Annotated in this window: 19 protein-coding genes; all 19 read left to right on the forward strand. The window is 47.7% G+C overall.

Annotation, left to right across the window (positions count from 1 at the left end; genetic code table 11):
- The first annotated feature begins 52 nt into the window (after positions 1–52).
- Positions 53–1063 (forward strand): catabolite control protein A, encoded by a 1011-nt coding sequence (gene ccpA, locus KGF65_RS08985; RefSeq protein ID WP_050339321.1) that lies wholly within the window; start codon positions 53–55, stop codon positions 1061–1063.
- A 123-nt stretch (positions 1064–1186) separates the two neighbouring features.
- On the forward strand, positions 1187–2056 hold the full coding sequence (locus KGF65_RS08990; RefSeq protein WP_101874300.1) for a sugar phosphate isomerase/epimerase: 870 nt from the start codon (positions 1187–1189) through the stop codon (positions 2054–2056).
- Positions 2053–2373, forward strand: coding sequence for a DsrE family protein (locus KGF65_RS08995; protein ID WP_101873254.1), 321 nt, complete (start codon positions 2053–2055; stop codon positions 2371–2373). Before KGF65_RS08990 ends, KGF65_RS08995 begins: the two co-directional genes overlap by 4 nt.
- Positions 2374–2816: 443 nt before the next feature.
- Positions 2817–3545: a YebC/PmpR family DNA-binding transcriptional regulator gene (locus KGF65_RS09000; protein WP_050339319.1), complete on the forward strand. Its 729-nt coding sequence runs from the start codon at positions 2817–2819 to the stop codon at positions 3543–3545.
- Between the two features lie 203 nt (positions 3546–3748).
- Positions 3749–4672 (forward strand): ribokinase, encoded by a 924-nt coding sequence (rbsK, locus tag KGF65_RS09005; RefSeq protein ID WP_101873256.1) that lies wholly within the window; start codon positions 3749–3751, stop codon positions 4670–4672.
- 598 nt (positions 4673–5270) lie between these two features.
- On the forward strand, positions 5271–6245 hold the full coding sequence (gene comGA, locus KGF65_RS09010; RefSeq protein ID WP_101873257.1) for a competence type IV pilus ATPase ComGA: 975 nt from the start codon (positions 5271–5273) through the stop codon (positions 6243–6245).
- Positions 6184–7230 carry a type II secretion system F family protein gene (locus tag KGF65_RS09015; protein ID WP_225083314.1) on the forward strand — a complete coding sequence of 349 codons (1047 nt, stop codon included), beginning with the start codon at positions 6184–6186 and terminating at the stop codon, positions 7228–7230. Before comGA ends, KGF65_RS09015 begins: the two co-directional genes overlap by 62 nt.
- Positions 7227–7559 carry a competence type IV pilus major pilin ComGC gene (gene comGC, locus KGF65_RS09020; RefSeq protein ID WP_101873259.1) on the forward strand — a complete coding sequence of 111 codons (333 nt, stop codon included), beginning with the start codon at positions 7227–7229 and terminating at the stop codon, positions 7557–7559. Before KGF65_RS09015 ends, comGC begins: the two co-directional genes overlap by 4 nt.
- Positions 7560–8030, forward strand: coding sequence for a prepilin-type N-terminal cleavage/methylation domain-containing protein (locus KGF65_RS09025; RefSeq protein WP_101873260.1), 471 nt, complete (start codon positions 7560–7562; stop codon positions 8028–8030).
- A complete protein-coding gene (locus KGF65_RS09030; protein ID WP_101873261.1) occupies positions 7996–8208 on the forward strand; it encodes a histidine kinase in 213 nt (70 codons plus the stop codon). Before KGF65_RS09025 ends, KGF65_RS09030 begins: the two co-directional genes overlap by 35 nt.
- Positions 8201–8689, forward strand: coding sequence for a prepilin-type N-terminal cleavage/methylation domain-containing protein (locus KGF65_RS09035; protein WP_216748348.1), 489 nt, complete (start codon positions 8201–8203; stop codon positions 8687–8689). Before KGF65_RS09030 ends, KGF65_RS09035 begins: the two co-directional genes overlap by 8 nt.
- Positions 8649–8813, forward strand: a complete 165-nt coding sequence (locus tag KGF65_RS09040) for a hypothetical protein (protein ID WP_162937027.1) — start codon at positions 8649–8651, stop codon at positions 8811–8813. The genes KGF65_RS09035 and KGF65_RS09040 overlap by 41 nt, the downstream gene beginning before the upstream one ends.
- Before the next feature lie 48 nt (positions 8814–8861).
- Positions 8862–9911: a class I SAM-dependent methyltransferase gene (locus tag KGF65_RS09045; RefSeq protein ID WP_162937026.1), complete on the forward strand. Its 1050-nt coding sequence runs from the start codon at positions 8862–8864 to the stop codon at positions 9909–9911.
- A 399-nt stretch (positions 9912–10310) separates the two neighbouring features.
- Positions 10311–11699, forward strand: coding sequence for an amino acid permease (locus KGF65_RS09050; RefSeq protein WP_088771076.1), 1389 nt, complete (start codon positions 10311–10313; stop codon positions 11697–11699).
- Between the two features lie 389 nt (positions 11700–12088).
- On the forward strand, positions 12089–12697 hold the full coding sequence (locus KGF65_RS09055; RefSeq protein ID WP_101873263.1) for a metallophosphoesterase: 609 nt from the start codon (positions 12089–12091) through the stop codon (positions 12695–12697).
- A gap of 68 nt (positions 12698–12765) precedes the next feature.
- Positions 12766–14151 carry a bifunctional UDP-sugar hydrolase/5'-nucleotidase gene (locus KGF65_RS09060; RefSeq protein WP_101873264.1) on the forward strand — a complete coding sequence of 462 codons (1386 nt, stop codon included), beginning with the start codon at positions 12766–12768 and terminating at the stop codon, positions 14149–14151.
- An 18-nt stretch (positions 14152–14169) separates the two neighbouring features.
- Positions 14170–14799 (forward strand): YutD family protein, encoded by a 630-nt coding sequence (locus KGF65_RS09065; protein ID WP_101873265.1) that lies wholly within the window; start codon positions 14170–14172, stop codon positions 14797–14799.
- Between the two features lie 22 nt (positions 14800–14821).
- On the forward strand, positions 14822–15613 hold the full coding sequence (locus tag KGF65_RS09070) for a TIGR01457 family HAD-type hydrolase (protein WP_050339308.1): 792 nt from the start codon (positions 14822–14824) through the stop codon (positions 15611–15613).
- On the forward strand, positions 15597–16238 hold the full coding sequence (locus KGF65_RS09075; protein WP_213472434.1) for a TIGR01906 family membrane protein: 642 nt from the start codon (positions 15597–15599) through the stop codon (positions 16236–16238). Before KGF65_RS09070 ends, KGF65_RS09075 begins: the two co-directional genes overlap by 17 nt.
- Positions 16239–16287 lie beyond the last annotated feature (49 nt).

Below are 16287 nucleotides of genomic sequence, written 5' to 3' on the forward strand. Positions count from 1 at the left end.
CATGAAAACGGATGAAAACATATGATACCAAGCAAGAAAGGGCTATTTTTATATGGAAAAGCAAACAGTAACAATTTATGATGTGGCGCGTGAAGCGGCGGTTTCAATGGCCACGGTTTCACGGGTGGTTAATGGGAATCCTAACGTTAAACCAGCAACGCGGAAGAAAGTTTTAGCCGTCATTGAACGGTTGGACTATCGGCCAAATGCCGTTGCACGTGGACTAGCAAGTAAGCGCTCAACGACGGTCGGCGTCATTATCCCAGATGTCACGAACATTTACTTCGCCTCACTGGCACGTGGGATCGATGACATTGCGATGATGTACAAGTATAACATCATTTTGACCAACTCAGACGATGCTGGGGAACAAGAAGTCAACGTGTTAAATACGTTGATGGCTAAGCAAGTCGATGGGGTTATTTTTATGGGGAACCATATCGATGATAAGCTCCGTGCAGAATTCAAACGGGCTAAGGCACCCGTTGTGTTGGCTGGGACAGTTGATCCTAACAACGAAACGCCTAGCGTTAACATTGACTATGCAGCTGCCGTTGAAGAAGCGGTCACGAACTTAATTGGCCGTGGTCACAAGAAGATTGCTTTGGCACTCGGTTCACTCTCACAATCAATCAACGCTGAATACCGGTTGACTGGTTACAAGCGGGCGTTGACGAAGGCTAAGATTCCATTTGATGATGCGCTGGTTTATGAAGCGGGCTACTCATACGATGCCGGCCGTAAGTTACAACCGGTCATTGCTGATAGCGGTGCGACTGCCGTCTTTGTTGGTGACGATGAAATGGCTGCCGGCATTATCAATGCAAGCATGGAAACTGGCATCAATGTGCCTGATGATTTGGAAGTCGTTACGAGTAACGATACGATCATCACGCAGATTACGCGTCCAGCCATCACCTCAATCACGCAACCACTTTATGATATCGGTGCCGTTGCGATGCGGATGCTCACTAAGCTGATGAACGATAAGGAACTTGACGAAAAGACGGTCACATTACCATACGGGATCGTTCGTCGTGGTTCAACTAAGTCGGCTGACTAATGAGACGCCGGTGTCGGGAAGTCTGGTTGACAATCAACGGAACGATAGCGGTATACTAGGTTTGGAATCTGATTCCAAACCTTTTTATTTGGCTGGAATTTATTGGAAGGATGAGTGGTGCAGATGACCCAATTAGCGTTACGGCGGCGTCCTGGGAAGATTCAGTTAGGTCTGAAAGCTTCCCAAACACCGGCACAATTAATGAACCGATTACAATACCGACCGCAAGTATTTGAATTTTTTACCAGTGAAGCAGATTTTGACTCAGCGGCGTTTGCTGCATTGAAGGCGGCAGTGTTATTTGTGAAAGAAAATGTCACCGAGCAGATCGTGATTCACCACCCGATGAGTTATCATGGCGTTCACTTGGACCAATTGTTGGACCCCAAGCGCGAAGCTGCGGCCTATCAATTTTTGCATGACAGTACGGCAGCCTTACTCGGTTTAGCGACGGAACTGGACGTCAAGGTGCTGGTTCATGGCGGCTACGGCAGCGACAGTGTTCCGTTGATCAATGAATATGAGTCGTTAAGTGTCGCCCGGGATGTCGTGTTTGAACGCCTAGACGAGCTGGTACGTCAGGGGAGTGGGCACGTGATGATTGAAAATGGGGTCACGGCCAGCTTCATGTACGGTGATCCACAGCTCGATGAGCGCATCATTCAGCATCACTATCCGCTGGTCTGTGATTTGAGCCACGTTTTCATTGCTTTACATGGCGATATGGACCTGACGATGCTGGCCTTAAAACGCTTAGCACCGCTGATTCAGCACTATCACCTTGTCGATTCGATGGGGCAGCGTCACGACAGCTTGCCACTCGGGCAGGGGTTAATCGATTGGCAGCGTGTACTGCCGGTGTTGAACCCCCGCGCAACGATGATTTATGAAGTGCCGGATGAAACGGATGCCACTTGCGGTAATATGTTGAGTAGTTATCATTATTTACGGGCGTTAGAAGTGCGTTCACTTGAAGGGAGTCCAATCAAATGACCAATTTAGTCGTCCATGTCGATGAACCAGAAAAAGTGTCGATGGCGATTAGTAACGTTCGCAATTTCTTAGACCTACGTCCAACCAGTACGGTCGTGATCGTGGTCAACGGGCCCGCCATCACCACGTTGACGACCCCGGCCTGGAATGACATGTTACAGGACCTGCCACAAGTTGAGGTGGATGCCTGCCATAACGCGATGGCGAGCCATCATATTCAAGCCGACCAGCTTCCGGACGGGGTCACCGTGGTTCCAGCGGGCGTTGTGCGCCTGGTGGATTTACAGGATGCGGGCTATGCTTATTTGCGGCCATAGGTGAATGTGATTTTGGAGTGATAAGAATCTATCGTGAGATGGGTGTTGTTACTGCTGGGAGTTAGACAAGCTGATTGGTTTAAGAGATTGGAGTGTGCAAAATCACTGACTCAGAGAAGAAACTGATCAAAAGTATAGAGAAATCAATAGACCCTGCCAACTGGGGTGGCATGCATCATTTAACAATTGATGAACTAAATCAACTTTTGAAAAAGCAACCAAAGGTCAATGGGCGCAAATATATGTTACTGACAAAATCGAAACAGCGCCCTTGATCGATTATTAAACTTTTGGCGCCTTGATTTAAGCCTCAGCAACATACAGGTTCAATTAAAGTGAGTACAGGCGGGTCTAGCGCTTGAAATCGCTCGCTTTTTTTGCTATCATACTTTACGTATGTTTATCTACTAAACTGAAAATAAATATGAAAGAAGGAGTCACACATGTCAGGACATTCAAAATGGCATAACATTCAAGGACGTAAGAACGCCCAAGATGCTAAACGTGGGAAAGTTTTCCAAAAGATTTCCCGTGAACTATATATGGCTGTTAAAGCCGGGGGTCCTGATCCAGATTCTAACGCGCAATTGCGGTTAGTTATGGATAAGGCCAAAGCTGCCAACATGCCTAAAGATAATATTAAACGGGCGGTTGATAAAGGTAGTGGCTCCGGTGCGGAGAACTACGAAGAAGTTACTTACGAAGGCTACGGCCCTGGTGGTATCGCCGTTCTGGTTCACGCATTAACTGACAACAAAAACCGGACTGCTGCGGCCGTTCGTTCAGCATTCACGCATCATGGTGGTGCATTGGCTGCAACGGGTGCCGTTAGCTACATGTTCGATCGTAAGGGTTACATCGTTATCAGTCGTGAAGATTTAGACACGGATGAAGATACGATGCTGATGGATGTTTTGGATGCTGGTGGTGATGATTTACAATCAAGCGACGAAGCATTCGAAATCTACACGGATCCTAAGCAATTAGCTGCTGTACGGGATGCGCTTGAAGCCAGTGGTTACAAGTTGGAAACGGCCGAATTGACCATGATTCCAGAAAACTTGACTGACGTTCCAGCCGATAAAGTTGAAAAGTTACAACACATGATTGATGAATTAGAAGATAACGACGACGTATCAGAAGTATACGAAGCTGCTAACTTCCCAGACTAATCAGTCTTAGCGCGGTTCTTTGATGAAAGTCAGAGGACCGCGCTTTTTTGATGGGTAATTTTTGGCGGTGACCCGCAACTTGCCTGAGTCGTCTTGGTTGCATCCAAATCTTGTTTTTAGCTGATAACTGACGCAAAACGGATGCATCACCCGGTGCAGTTTGCTAAAATTAGGACAGTTGAACATTGAAGGGACGAATAATCATGAATAAAGTAACCGTGTTAGGCAGTTTAAATGTCGATTCGATTTTACGCTTCAAACGTTTTCCAAAACCTGGGGAGACTTTACCACTGACAGGAAAGAGTGTTGCAGGTGGTGGCAAGGGCGCAAATCAAGCAATCGCAGCTGCCCGGGCCGGTGCCCAAACGACCTTTATTGGTAAGGTTGGACAAGATCAGGAAGGTACTTTTATGGTCCAACAACTGACAGAGAGCGGGGTCGACGATCGCTTTGTTCAGCATAGTGATGCGGCTGCGACCGGCTCCGCATTTATCCTGTTGGATGCAAGTAGCGAAAACCGAATTCTAATTGACGGTGGGACCAACCAGCTCGTCACGGCGGAAGATGTTGAGCAAGCCCAATCAGTGATTGCGGACAGCACGTTTTTAATTGCGCAGTTTGAAACACCGATTGCTGCGACCCAACGCGGATTTGAGCTCGCACGAGCCGCTAAGCAGAAGACGATTCTTAATCCAGCACCGGCAACGGACGCGGTGCCAGCTGAATTATTAGCGGTCACGGATTTGATCGTCCCAAATGAGACTGAGACGGAAACGCTGACTGGCGTTCATATCACGGATGAAGCTTCGATGGTTGCTGGCGCGCAAAAATTACAAGCACTAGGTGTAGCCAACGTCATTATCACGGTCGGTAGCAAGGGTGCCTTTTGGATGCGCGGTGGTGAACACGGATTTGTCCCGGCCTTTAAAGTTGACGCAGTGGATACAACGGCAGCTGGTGATACGTTCATTGGCGCGTTAAGCTCTGTATTGCAACCAGATTTCAGTAACTTAGCTGAGGCCGTGCGTTTTGCCAATCGCGCTTCGTCATTGGCAGTTCAAAAATTAGGCGCGCAGCCTTCCATTCCAACTCAGGCGGAAATTGTAGCTGCGGATCAAACTAAGTAACAAAAGCAACGACTTTATTATCGGCATCGAAATTTCAAAGCTATTCTGGAGCGCAATCGCTTCGGAATAGCTTTTTTGGCGTTCAATCAAAATGTGTTCTGAAAAAATTTATTTTTTTCGTGGAAATGAGCCTTATTTCACGAAACTACTTGTATGAAAGGAGCAAGCCATCGTGCCGTGACAATTTGATACTGAAATAATCTCAAACGAACAATATAGTGGTACAAAACAGTGACTGCACCCTTATCAGCCGTATTTTGCACCGAGGCGAGCTGTTTTCAGATTAATTGGCGTCACGATTGGCCAGAAACCCGCCGACAAATTGCCGGCAAACCTATTCAGGAACTGATTTTAATGAAGCATAAATCCCAGAGAGGGTGAATGGATTGATTGTTCGTGATAGTTGGGGATAACCGCAACAAACTGATGCTTCACTGTAGCGAATACAGCCGGTTTTGCGAACACTGATACTTAGAAACTAGCCAGCGTGACGCAGCATGATGCTGTGAAATCAAGAAAGGAAGTATGCCAGTCATACCGTCTGTGTGTGCAACTGGGCCACAGACAATCTGCCTGGTATCACCGTGTGAAATGCTTCATGTCAATTGAAACTGAGTTGAACCAAATGATTCAAGCCGCTGTTGAACAACGGGCCAGTGATATTTATTGGATGCCAGCAACAGAAGGTTACCAGGTGCTGATTCAAGCCGCCGGAAAATTGCGCGCACTTGCCCAAATCAGTACCACACTCGCGCAACAGCTCATTAATCACATCAAATATCGAAGTAATATGGCCATTAGTGACCATCGGCGGCCGCAACTTGGCGCTATGATGCTAACGCTGGATGAGCAGACCTTAAACCTGCGCATCTCAGTCGTTGGTGATTTTTTAGACCGCGAATCGCTGGTCATTCGGATATTGTACGAGGGTGAATCCCAGAACCTCCAATATTTGATTCCCAGTCAGCGTGAACAGTTGAGTCAGCTCATGCACCATACTGGGTTGATCGTCTTTTCTGGACCGATGGGCGCTGGAAAAACGTCGACCATGTATGACCTAGTGCGTCAACTGCGGGGACAACGATTAGTGATGACCATTGAAGATCCAGTTGAGATCTACGAACCAGATTTTTTGCAGTTACAAGTTAACCCACCCGCTCAGATGGCCTATGCGGATTTATTAAAGGTCGGACTTAGGCATCACCCGGATGTGTTTATCATTGGGGAGATTCGGGATGCGGAAACCGCCAGAATCGCGATTCAAGCTGCCTTGAGTGGCCATCTGGTGTTGAGTACGTTGCATGCACGGGGTGTTTATGGGATTATTCCGCGGTTAGCACAATTAGGCGTGGAACCAGCCGTTCTCGAACAAGCCGTAACGGCCATGTCGTATCAGCGATTAGTCCCGGTGACGGATGGCAGTATGGCGACCTTATTTGATACGGTGGTTATGCCACATGAGCGCCCGAAGACGACGCAAATGATGACGGAGAGGTGGGGACAATTAATTGATGAACAACTGGCAGCGGGTCGCCTTGATCATGCGACGGCCCATCAACTTAAGAAAGCGTAAGCGACTTCCAATTGCGATGCAAGCGACGTTATTTGAAACTGTGGCGGACCTATTGGGCAACGGCTTTTCATTCCAACAGGCCTTTCAATTTGCTGTGGATGTACAGGGACCAGCGTTTCAAGTCCTGCAGCCCGTCCTCGTGCGCCTAGCTGCGGGTGATGACTTGTCCACGGCGTTACGTCCATATATTGCGGTCGATCTATATTATCAATTTTTAATTGCGGAGACGCATGGGGAGCTTCGACACACGTTGACGCAGGCTGGCCAGTTGATGCGCGCCCGTGCGGAACAGGGCCGACAGATTCGACGGTTATTGCAGTATCCATGTTTATTATTGGTCCTGCTATTGGGGACGCTCGGGTTAGTGAAGGCTGCAATTCTACCGAGCTTAGGTGCCCAGGCCAGTGTCGGTCACCAGGCGGCATTACCCTGGCAACTAATCTCGATTGGAATACTGGTCGTTGTTACTGCACTCGGTTGGTGTGGCTGGCGCTTTCAGCAGCTACCAATCAGGCAGCGGTATCATTGGTTGGTCAAAATGCCCTTGATTGGCAAGCTGATCAAGAGTTATTGTGGCTACTATTTGAGTTTAAATGCTGGGATGCTACTCGCGGGTGGATTAGGGATTCGGGGTATTTGTGAGGTCAGCCAGCAGTTTCAGGCCAAAGCTTTTATTCACCAACAGGGGAAAGTGGTGGAGCGGGCTTTGCTGCAGGGAACGTCACTAATGGCAATTATTCAGGCCGACCGCTTATTGCCGGATGAACTAGCTTTATTAGTCGGCAAAGAGAGCCCAGCTGAACAGTTGAGTCAGGAGTTACTGTATTTTGCGACCATGCAGTATGAGCGGCTGATTCGCCAACTTAATCGGATGATTGGTTGGATTCAACCCATCATGTTTGGGGTCATTGCGCTCGTGGTCGTGGGCACGTATTTGAGTTTGTTGCTACCGATGTACCAATCAATGGGGGAGATTTTAAAATGACATTATTAATGAAACGCTTGATGAAGAAAACGACTGCGCCGCAACGCGGGTTTACGTTGATTGAAATGGTGATCGTGTTGGCCATTATTAGTTTGCTAATGTTGATCGTGGTGCCAAACTTGAATGATCAACGTCAGCGTGCTGCAGGTCATCAACAGGAAGCACTGACGGAAGTTGTTCAAAATCAGGCTGAAATGTACACCAGCGATACTGGCGAGGAAGCGACGATTGACAAGATGAAGGAGGCTGGTTACCTCAATGACAAACAAGCCAAGCAAGCGACGGACCAGGCTATTAATCCAATTCGGCCCACCAAGCCCAAAGCATAAATGGCTAGCCGCCATGGTTTCACGTTAATTGAAACGGTCACCGTACTTGCAATCGTGACCAGTATGGCCGTGATCACCGTCCATCGGTTTCCGACGCGGCAGCGACAAGTAGCCGATGAACAAGCGTTTTGGCGTGATTTACAGACGATGTGGCAACAGCAGACTTTTGAAGCGAGTGTGACTGGCCATCCGCAAGTCGTCAGTTTTCGGGGGACGGAGGTCGTCAGTTGGACCGGCAAACAGGGTCATCCGATACCAAAACAACAGTGGCACCTAGCATTACCGGCGACGTTGAAGACGGAACGCGGGCGCGATATTCAGATTTGGAAGAATGGTCATCCGCAATTAGCGGTCGTCATTTTTAAATCAGCGCTGCGACCAAAGCAGAAGATCAAATTAAACGCACTAATGGGGTGGGGGGCTTATCGAGTTACCAATGTTAAAGACGCACAGTGGTTTTATGATGATTGAGACGATTACCGCATTGGGCCTGTTAATGAGCGGCCTAATTGGGTTCGAGAGCCTCGAGATAATGATGCAGCATCGTGAGGCTCAGACGTTACAAGCGATTCAAGCTGCTCGTAGCACGTATGAGACTTATGCCATTGAATTATTGAACGCGCCACAGTTGGCCGTGCCCAATGATTAAGCGTGCGGGTTTTACCCTCATTGAAGTGGTATTTTCATTAGGAATCGTGGCGGTCGTCATGGCGACTTTGTTTCAAGGCCAACGTAATCTTGCCCGCCGTACTCAGGTCGATTTACCGACCGTAGACTGGTACTTGATGCTCCATGAACTTGAAAATCCGGATCATCATTTTGTATTCACAGCGATTTCCAATGCAGCTGGCTTCGACGAGGACCACAGTGCTGTCATTGTGAATGAGGCCAAGGACAAAGAATATCGTTTGACCTATTTTCATGTGCTTCATCAGATTGTGTTAATGCACAAAGGTGGCGGCCGAATAATCATGATGAGAGGCGTCAGTCAGTTTCACATCGAGCCGGACATGACGTTAACCATGACGACTGATCATGGTATTCATTTTAAAGCCCGACTACTTTTACCCGATAGGAGGCACGCACCAGATGAAGAAACACCGCGGGACGATTCTGCTGTCAGTGATTAGTTTACTGATGATTGGCGGGGCATTCGAGACGCAACGTTACATGAATTTTCGGGCCAGACAACACTTGCATTATCTGATACTGGAATCTTATGACCATCCTTATCAGGCCAAACCGCATCGATAAGCGGTGGTCGAACCCCGTGACTTGAACTTGGGTCATAAAATCAGTAATATGGTTAAGGATTACAGATTTTGTGAAGGGGTGAGTATTCTGGCACAAGCAGAAACTGAGACGCTATTTCAGGTCTTAGATCAATCAGTGCAGGTCTTGATGCAGCAACTATCCGTCTCATACGTAGATGCACTCATCGAGACTGGTGATAACTTATTAAGTGGGACGGTTCACGTTGAGGATGGCAAGCCGAGTCAACAACAAGTCGAAGCTTTAGAGAAGTTGTATCAAAGTGTCGATTTAAAGCAGTTCGATGCAGAAACGATTCGGCGTGCAATTCAGCTAGCCTTGTTGAAGGCGATTCATAATGACCGTGTCGATCCTAATCATCAGATGACGCCCGATTCAATCGGTCTATTGACGGCATATTTGATTGCCAAACTGGTGGGACCAACAACGGACCTGTCGATTTTAGATATTGCGGTTGGAACTGGGAACTTATTAACGACGGTTATTAATCAACTGCAAACTGATCGGCCTCAGCCAATTCAAGGCTATGGGGTTGATAACGATGACAATCAGTTAGCCATCGCCGCGATGAGTATGGATCTACAAGGCTCTGCCGTGGAACTGTTCCACCAAGATGCCATTGATCCACTAGTCATGCCTAAAACGAGTATTGCCATTGGCGATTTGCCAGTCGGCTATTATCCACTTGACGAGCGAGTTCAGAACTTTGAGACCAAGGCGACCAATGGCCATTCCTACACCCATCATCTGATGATGGAACAAGCCATGTCACACCTGTTACCCGGTGGTTGGGGTGTCTTCCTCGTGCCAACAACGATTTTTCAATCGCAAGAAGCACAAGGCCTGTTGAAATGGATGAGTACGGCGGCTTATTTGCAAGGCTTACTCAACTTGCCAACTAATTTGTTCTTGGATGAAAAGTCACGCAAATCGATCGTTGTGTTACAAAAGCATGGGCCACAAGCACAGCAGGCTGGTAAAGTCTTGCTGGGCGACTTCCCATCCTTTGAAGATCAACGGGCATTTCAAGCGTTCACGGCTCAAATTGATGCCTGGGTCAGCCAAAACATTAAACGTTAGTTATTAGTCAAGATTCAACCAAGTCACGTTTTCAGTGCGGTGTTGATGGTGCCCACTGAGCAATTGATTCTATAATGGCCATTGCGACTGACAAGTTTGTCGAAAATCACCTGGGTAGGGTCCACGACTACCTGGGTGATTTTTGGTTATTTAAGTGAAATTTATTCATGTTGCTATGCGTTACGTTCACTTTATTCACGTTGGCGTGCTGAATCGCTAGATTGGTCAGTTAACAAAGCAAAAGGGCGGAGTGAGTGCATACGCAAACGCTTACTGTCGCAACCAATTGCTCACGCGATTCAAAAACGGTATAGACCTATTTTACGATTTTAACAAGCGCCCCCTTTTGAATGGGACGAAATTGCCCGCTATAATAACGGCAAGGGGAGTGCAAAAATAATGACGAAAGACAATTCACAGCCCGAGACGGAACAACTTTCGCGCGGGTTAAAGAGCCGCCACGTACAATTGATTGCGATTGGTGGCACCATCGGGACTGGCCTCTTCTTAGGGGCTGGTCAATCCATCCACTTAGCGGGACCATCGATTCTGATTGCCTATTTGGTGACTGGACTCGTTTGTTTCTTGTTGATGCGAGCGTTAGGCGAGTTACTGCTGTCTGACCTTCATACGCATTCATATATTGATTTCATTAAACAATACTTAGGCGATCGCACCGGCTTCGTGGCCGGCTGGACTTACTGGGTCTGCTGGATCACGATTGCGATGGCCGAAATCACAGCTGCAGGCGAATATATGCAGTTCTGGTGGCCGAAGTTACCACAGTGGCTGCCAGGATTGGTCATCTTAATTCTGCTATTAGCCTTAAATTCAATCAACGTTTCAGCTTTTGGGGAAACTGAATTTTGGTTTGCAATTATTAAGATTGCGGCAATCATTGCTTTGATTGCTGTCGGTATCGGGATGGTACTATTTAGCGTCAAGACGCCGGTCGGGCATGCCAGTCTGACCAACTTGGTCAATTATGGTGGTTTCATGCCGAATGGCTTCAAGGGATTAGTGCTCTCATTTCAAATGGTCCTGTTTAGTTTTATTGGGATTGAAATGGTGGGGATGACCGCGTCCGAAACGGCCGACCCGAAGACGGTGATTCCAAAGGCGATCAATGATATTCCAGTCCGGATCATTCTATTCTACGTTGGTTCATTATTCTTCTTAATGTGTATGTATCCATGGCAATACTTTTCAGCTGCCCACAGTCCCTTCGTCCAAGTCTTTACTAACTTAGGGATTCGTTCCGCCGCCGCCATCATCAACTTTGTGGTGCTGACTGCTGCGGCTTCGAGCTGTAATAGTGCGCTGTTCAGTACCGGACGGATGTTGTTCTCATTGACGTATGATGGGCAGAGTAAATTTTCTAAGCGGATGGGTAAACTGTCCACGCGCCAAGTGCCACGCAACGCCTTGTGGTTTTCAACCCTGGTGATTGGCTTGTCAGTTATCCTGAACTTATTAATGCCTGGTAAGGTCTTTTCACTAATTGCCAGTGTATCGACGACCTGCTTTATTTTTATCTGGGGTGCAATCGTGGTTGCACACATCAAGTATCGCCGTCAAGCTGGCTCGCGAGATAAAGTGAAGTTCAAGATGCCACTATTCCCATTGTCAGATTACTTCATTCTGGTGTTCTTGGCCTTCATCGCAGTTGTCCTGTGCTTGAAGTTTGAGACGTTAATTGCGTTGATTGTTTCCGCAATCTGGGTGTTTGGCCTCTATGCCGTTAAGATTTTTAGCGATCGCGTTCGCCAACGACACACGAATTCATAATGACCGTCTAAGCTGCCTCGCGAATACTCAGTGAGTGTTTGCGAGCAGTGAGATTTTAATCGCACCGTTAAAAATGGCTTTCAAGCAAACCTTGAGAGCCATTTTTGTATCTTATCAGCAAAAAATGAATCTTCGCCGCCTCAGGTCTTGTATCGTCTGTCAAGGTGAGGATTGCCGCCCAAGAGTGACTGTCTTGCATCGCAATTGCGTCTAGTCACTGTGCATCAAACGTAAACTGAGGTGGGTGCTAAGATCAGATCCGCGTAGCTCAATAAATTCGCTCGTAGACAAAACTGTTCTAGTGTCTTTTAGGGCGGTGCGCGGTACAATATTAATTGACTAGTTTCAAAACTATGATTTAAGAGAACTTAATAATCGAGGTTGAACTGATGCAATACTTTACATCTGATACACATTTTTACCACGCGGATCTGTTGGGCGATAATGATTTTGCGCCGCGGCCCTTTCCGGATGTTGAAACGATGAACCAAACCATCGTTGACCATTGGAATGCGCGCGTGACTGATTCGGACACGGTCTATCATCTTGGTGACGTAGCGTTGTATTTCACACGCCCGGCTAAGGTCTCATACGAACGGGTCTGTGCATTACTGACACAACTACATGGTAGAATCATTTTTATTAAGGGTAACCATGATTCACGGGCCTTTTTCAAATACTTAGCGGCCCATGATCCGCAGTTGAACGGGCAACCTAAGTTTGAATTTCATGATGTCGGTGTGTTGATCAAGTACGATCACCGTCAGTATTATATGACCCACTATCCGATGATGATGGGCATCGTGAAGCAAATCATCAATTTACATGGGCATATTCATCACTATGCCGTCAATGTTAAGGAAAATATTAATGTCGGTGTGGATACGCCGGAAGTGGACTATTTGGACCATCCAGTGCCGTTTGGAACCCCATTCTCATTAGCGGAAATTGAGCAAATGGTGACGGGGAAGGCCATTGATTTTGCCAAACGGCAGTAATTGGGTGCTTGACCGGGTTTCGGGAATGCTTTAGGATTAACAAAGATAACGATTAAGGAGCGAGGACCGTGCAAGAGCAAGTTACCATTTTGCATACTAATGATTTACATTCGCATTTTGAAAACTGGCCGCGGGTTCAGCGCTATTTGTTGTCGGAACGGACACAGCGCCAGCAAGCCGGTAGTACGGTGCTCACGGTCGGTTTAGGAGACGCGGTCGACCGCGCACACCCGTTGTCTGAAGCCACTGAGGGACAGGCCAATGTAGACCTATTAAATGCGATTGGCTACGATGCCGTTACGATTGGCAATAATGAGGGCCTTGGATTGACGCATGCGGCGCTTGATAAGCTTTATCTGCATGCGAATTTTGATGTGATTCTTGATAATTTAACCAATACGGCGGATGGCCAACCACCAAAATGGGCACGGCCAGCGAAAATTATCACGACCGCACGCGGCACCCGCATCTTGTTACTCGCTTTCACGACCCCATTCACGTTGACCTATCCGTTAAATGGTTGGACGCCAGCCAGTGTCAAGACCCGTTTGCCGGAATTACTGGCGCAGTATGCCGGTCAGTACGACGTGCTCGTCATCTTATCGCACCTCGGCATCAACGTTGATCGCTGGCTAGCAAAACATTTTCCACAAATCGACGTGATCATCGGTAGTCATACCCACCATCTATTAGTGAATGGTGAGCTCAAAAATGGCGTCTTGATTGCTGCAGCCGGCAAATATGGCGAGTATGTGGGGCGCATCGAACTCCAGCTTGATGCGCAACACCACGTTACGACTGCTGATGCCCACACAGTTCAAACGGCAAGTTTACCCGTTGCTGCGGGTGATGAGGCGTTGATTGCTGGTTGGCAAGCGCGTGGTGAAATGCTGCTAAAACAGCAAGTCATCGCCAACGTACCAGAGCAGTTGCGGCCGCATTGGCACCATGCCAGTGAGCTAACGGCGCTCGGTTTAGCGGCAATCACGGATTATGCGGGCACGGGCCTTGGCATGCTCAATGGTGGTCTCTTTATGCGAGATCTACCGGCGGGGCGAGTCAATCGCAACGATTTACACACGATGTTGCCGCATGCGATGCACGTTATTCGGGTCACGTTGACTGGTGAAGCCTTATGGCGACTCGTTTACGAGATGGAACTCGTTCGTCCTTTTTTAAACAAGTTTCCAATTAAGGGCATGGGTTTTCGGGGGCAAGTCTTTGGCTATATCCAGTATCAAGGATTGGCCTGGCAAGCCGCTGACCATCAGTTATTAGTCGATGGTCAGCCCGTTGACCGGCAAGCAACTTATCAGATTGCCTTGTTGGACCACGACCTGTTTATTCCGTTTTTCCCGACCCTGAATATTAGTGGTCAAACTGAAATATTATTTGAAGCAATGTTAAGAACGGTCGTTGGCGACTATCTAGCGCGCCAGTGGCCAATCCATTAAGAGAAAGGTGGTGTCAATGTGAACCGCGAACATATTGATGAACTAGCTGAACAACAAGCGGAACGCCGCCGTAACTTATATCACGGCTTGCGGACGGACAAGACCCACTTTGAGGTTAGCAAACACCCATTTGAAATTGTTTATGATTATCGCCAGGGCTTTGACCTTGATAAATTCGTTGAGCGCTACAGCTCGATTTTGAATAAGTATGATTATATCGTCGGAGATTGGGGCTTTGAGCAATTGCGGTTGAAGGGATTCTTCCGTGATGATGCGAAGGATGTCCAGCGCGCCCAAACGATCGGGGCGGTCCAAGATTATTTATATGAGTATTGTAATTTTGGCTGCGCCTATTTTATCGTGAAAAACGAACGGGTCATCAAGCCTAAGCGGACCAGCCGGCCACGTAAGGATGATCATCGTGGTGGCAAGAAGACCAATAACCGGCAATCACGTGGGCGCAGTAACCGCAGTAGTAGTCGCAGTAAGCAACGGCGGAAGTCGCATAACTTTACGACCAAGCAGAAGGCCGCGCCATTTACTGAAAAACGGCAGCGACCAGCTAAAGTGACTGCTGGAACGGGTAATCAAGCACGAACCGCCAAACAAGCGAGTGGCAAACGTCACTTTACAATTCGACAAAAGTAGTGAGTAGAAAGAGGTATTTGGATTGGGCAAGTACAAGGGTTATTTAATTGATTTAGACGGCACTGTTTATCGTGGTCGCGAGCGGATTCCGGCTGCAAAACGCTTCATTGAACGGCTACAAGCTAGTCAGACAGACTTTTTATTAGTAACGAATAATACCACCAAGTCGCCCGAGGACGTGGCGGCTAATTTGGCAGACAACCATGATATTCATGTTAGTCCTGCAAACGTCTATACGGCGGCATTGGCGACGGCTGATTATGTGGACGACTTGGCTGCGAATGGTGATAAGACGATGTACGTCATCGGTGAATTAGGGTTGAAGGGTGCGATGCTCGAGAAGGGCTTCAAGTTTGAGGAACAGACACCCCGGTTCGTAATCGTGGGCTTGGACTACGATGTCACCTATCACAAGTTTGAATTAGCGACACTGGCAATCAAACGGGGCGCTAAGTTTATCGGCACGAATGCTGATACCAACCTACCAAATGAACGGGGACTTGTCCCGGGTGCCGGTTCGGTGATTGCAATGGTCGAGCGGGCGACCCAGCAACGGGCAACGTATGTGGGCAAGCCAGAAACCATTATCATGCAAAAAGCCATCGATCGTATCGGGTTGGACAAAGCGGATTGCGTGATGGTCGGCGATAACTATATGACGGATATCTCAGCGGCCATCAATTTTGAGATGGACTCACTACTTGTGTATACCGGTGTTTCAACTCCTGAGCTGGTTGCCAAGCAGGCTGTTAAGCCAACCAATGAGATCAATTCCTTAGATGAATGGGATTTAGACGATGGTGTGGCTAAATAAGCTTAAAAACGCCCTTCAGTGGATCAGTCTCTATTTGTGGCTAGTGAGTGCCACGATTATTGTGACAATCAATGTCAGCTGGCTGTACTTTGCGAATGCAGTCGGTCAAAAATTGGGGCCAACGGTCAATTTGACACTGGGACAGTTGATGACCAATTATTATCAGTTGCTGGCTTACTTGAATTTTCCGTGGGTGCCAAAATTAGTGATGAATGACTTTACCGACTCGGCCAGTGCGTTAGTTCACTTTGCGGATGTTAAAAACTTGTTCATGTTAGACTATGCGGTCTTTATCGTGACTAGTGTCGTCGTGTACTTCTTTTGGCGACGATTACGCCGAGATCAGCAATTGTGGCGGCTGGTCCTACCGATGCAGACGGCGTTATGGATTCCACCGGTAATTGCGGTCGTGATGGCGATCAATTTTGACCAGTTTTTCGTAATTTTCCACGAAATCTTGTTCCGCAACTCGGACTGGTTGTTTGATCCACTATTGGATCGAATTATTTTGGTGCTACCGGACACATTTTTCGGCCAGTGCTTCGTCATGGCGTTTGTTTTAATCGAATGGGCGTTTGCGTATGGCTTAAGTATTGGCAAGCAGGCGTTACGCGAAATAGATTAGTTGTGCCACTAAAAAAGACCCCTGATCACAAAATCAGAGGTCTTTTTGA

The organism is Lactiplantibacillus sp. 30.2.29 (assembly GCF_018991255.1).
Lineage (GTDB): Bacteria > Bacillota > Bacilli > Lactobacillales > Lactobacillaceae > Lactiplantibacillus > Lactiplantibacillus pentosus.

Excerpts from the sequence above, each read along its gene's own strand:
- KGF65_RS09035 (WP_216748348.1), top strand. The coding sequence starts at position 8,201 with ATGATTAAGCGTGCGGGTTTTACCCTCATTGAAGTGGTATTTTCATTA.
- KGF65_RS09050 (WP_088771076.1), top strand. The coding sequence starts at position 10,311 with ATGACGAAAGACAATTCACAGCCCGAGACGGAACAACTTTCGCGCGGG.
- KGF65_RS09075 (WP_213472434.1), top strand. The coding sequence starts at position 15,597 with ATGGTGTGGCTAAATAAGCTTAAAAACGCCCTTCAGTGGATCAGTCTC.
- rbsK (WP_101873256.1), top strand. The coding sequence starts at position 3,749 with ATGAATAAAGTAACCGTGTTAGGCAGTTTAAATGTCGATTCGATTTTA.
- KGF65_RS09055 (WP_101873263.1), top strand. The coding sequence starts at position 12,089 with ATGCAATACTTTACATCTGATACACATTTTTACCACGCGGATCTGTTG.
- comGA (WP_101873257.1), top strand. The coding sequence starts at position 5,271 with ATGTCAATTGAAACTGAGTTGAACCAAATGATTCAAGCCGCTGTTGAA.
- KGF65_RS08990 (WP_101874300.1), top strand. The coding sequence starts at position 1,187 with ATGACCCAATTAGCGTTACGGCGGCGTCCTGGGAAGATTCAGTTAGGT.
- KGF65_RS08995 (WP_101873254.1), top strand. The coding sequence starts at position 2,053 with ATGACCAATTTAGTCGTCCATGTCGATGAACCAGAAAAAGTGTCGATG.
- KGF65_RS09000 (WP_050339319.1), top strand. The coding sequence starts at position 2,817 with ATGTCAGGACATTCAAAATGGCATAACATTCAAGGACGTAAGAACGCC.
- KGF65_RS09045 (WP_162937026.1), top strand. The coding sequence starts at position 8,862 with ATGGTTAAGGATTACAGATTTTGTGAAGGGGTGAGTATTCTGGCACAA.
- KGF65_RS09030 (WP_101873261.1), top strand. The coding sequence starts at position 7,996 with ATGTTAAAGACGCACAGTGGTTTTATGATGATTGAGACGATTACCGCA.
- comGC (WP_101873259.1), top strand. The coding sequence starts at position 7,227 with ATGACATTATTAATGAAACGCTTGATGAAGAAAACGACTGCGCCGCAA.
- KGF65_RS09040 (WP_162937027.1), top strand. The coding sequence starts at position 8,649 with ATGAAGAAACACCGCGGGACGATTCTGCTGTCAGTGATTAGTTTACTG.
- KGF65_RS09015 (WP_225083314.1), top strand. The coding sequence starts at position 6,184 with ATGAACAACTGGCAGCGGGTCGCCTTGATCATGCGACGGCCCATCAAC.
- KGF65_RS09025 (WP_101873260.1), top strand. The coding sequence starts at position 7,560 with ATGGCTAGCCGCCATGGTTTCACGTTAATTGAAACGGTCACCGTACTT.
- ccpA (WP_050339321.1), top strand. The coding sequence starts at position 53 with ATGGAAAAGCAAACAGTAACAATTTATGATGTGGCGCGTGAAGCGGCG.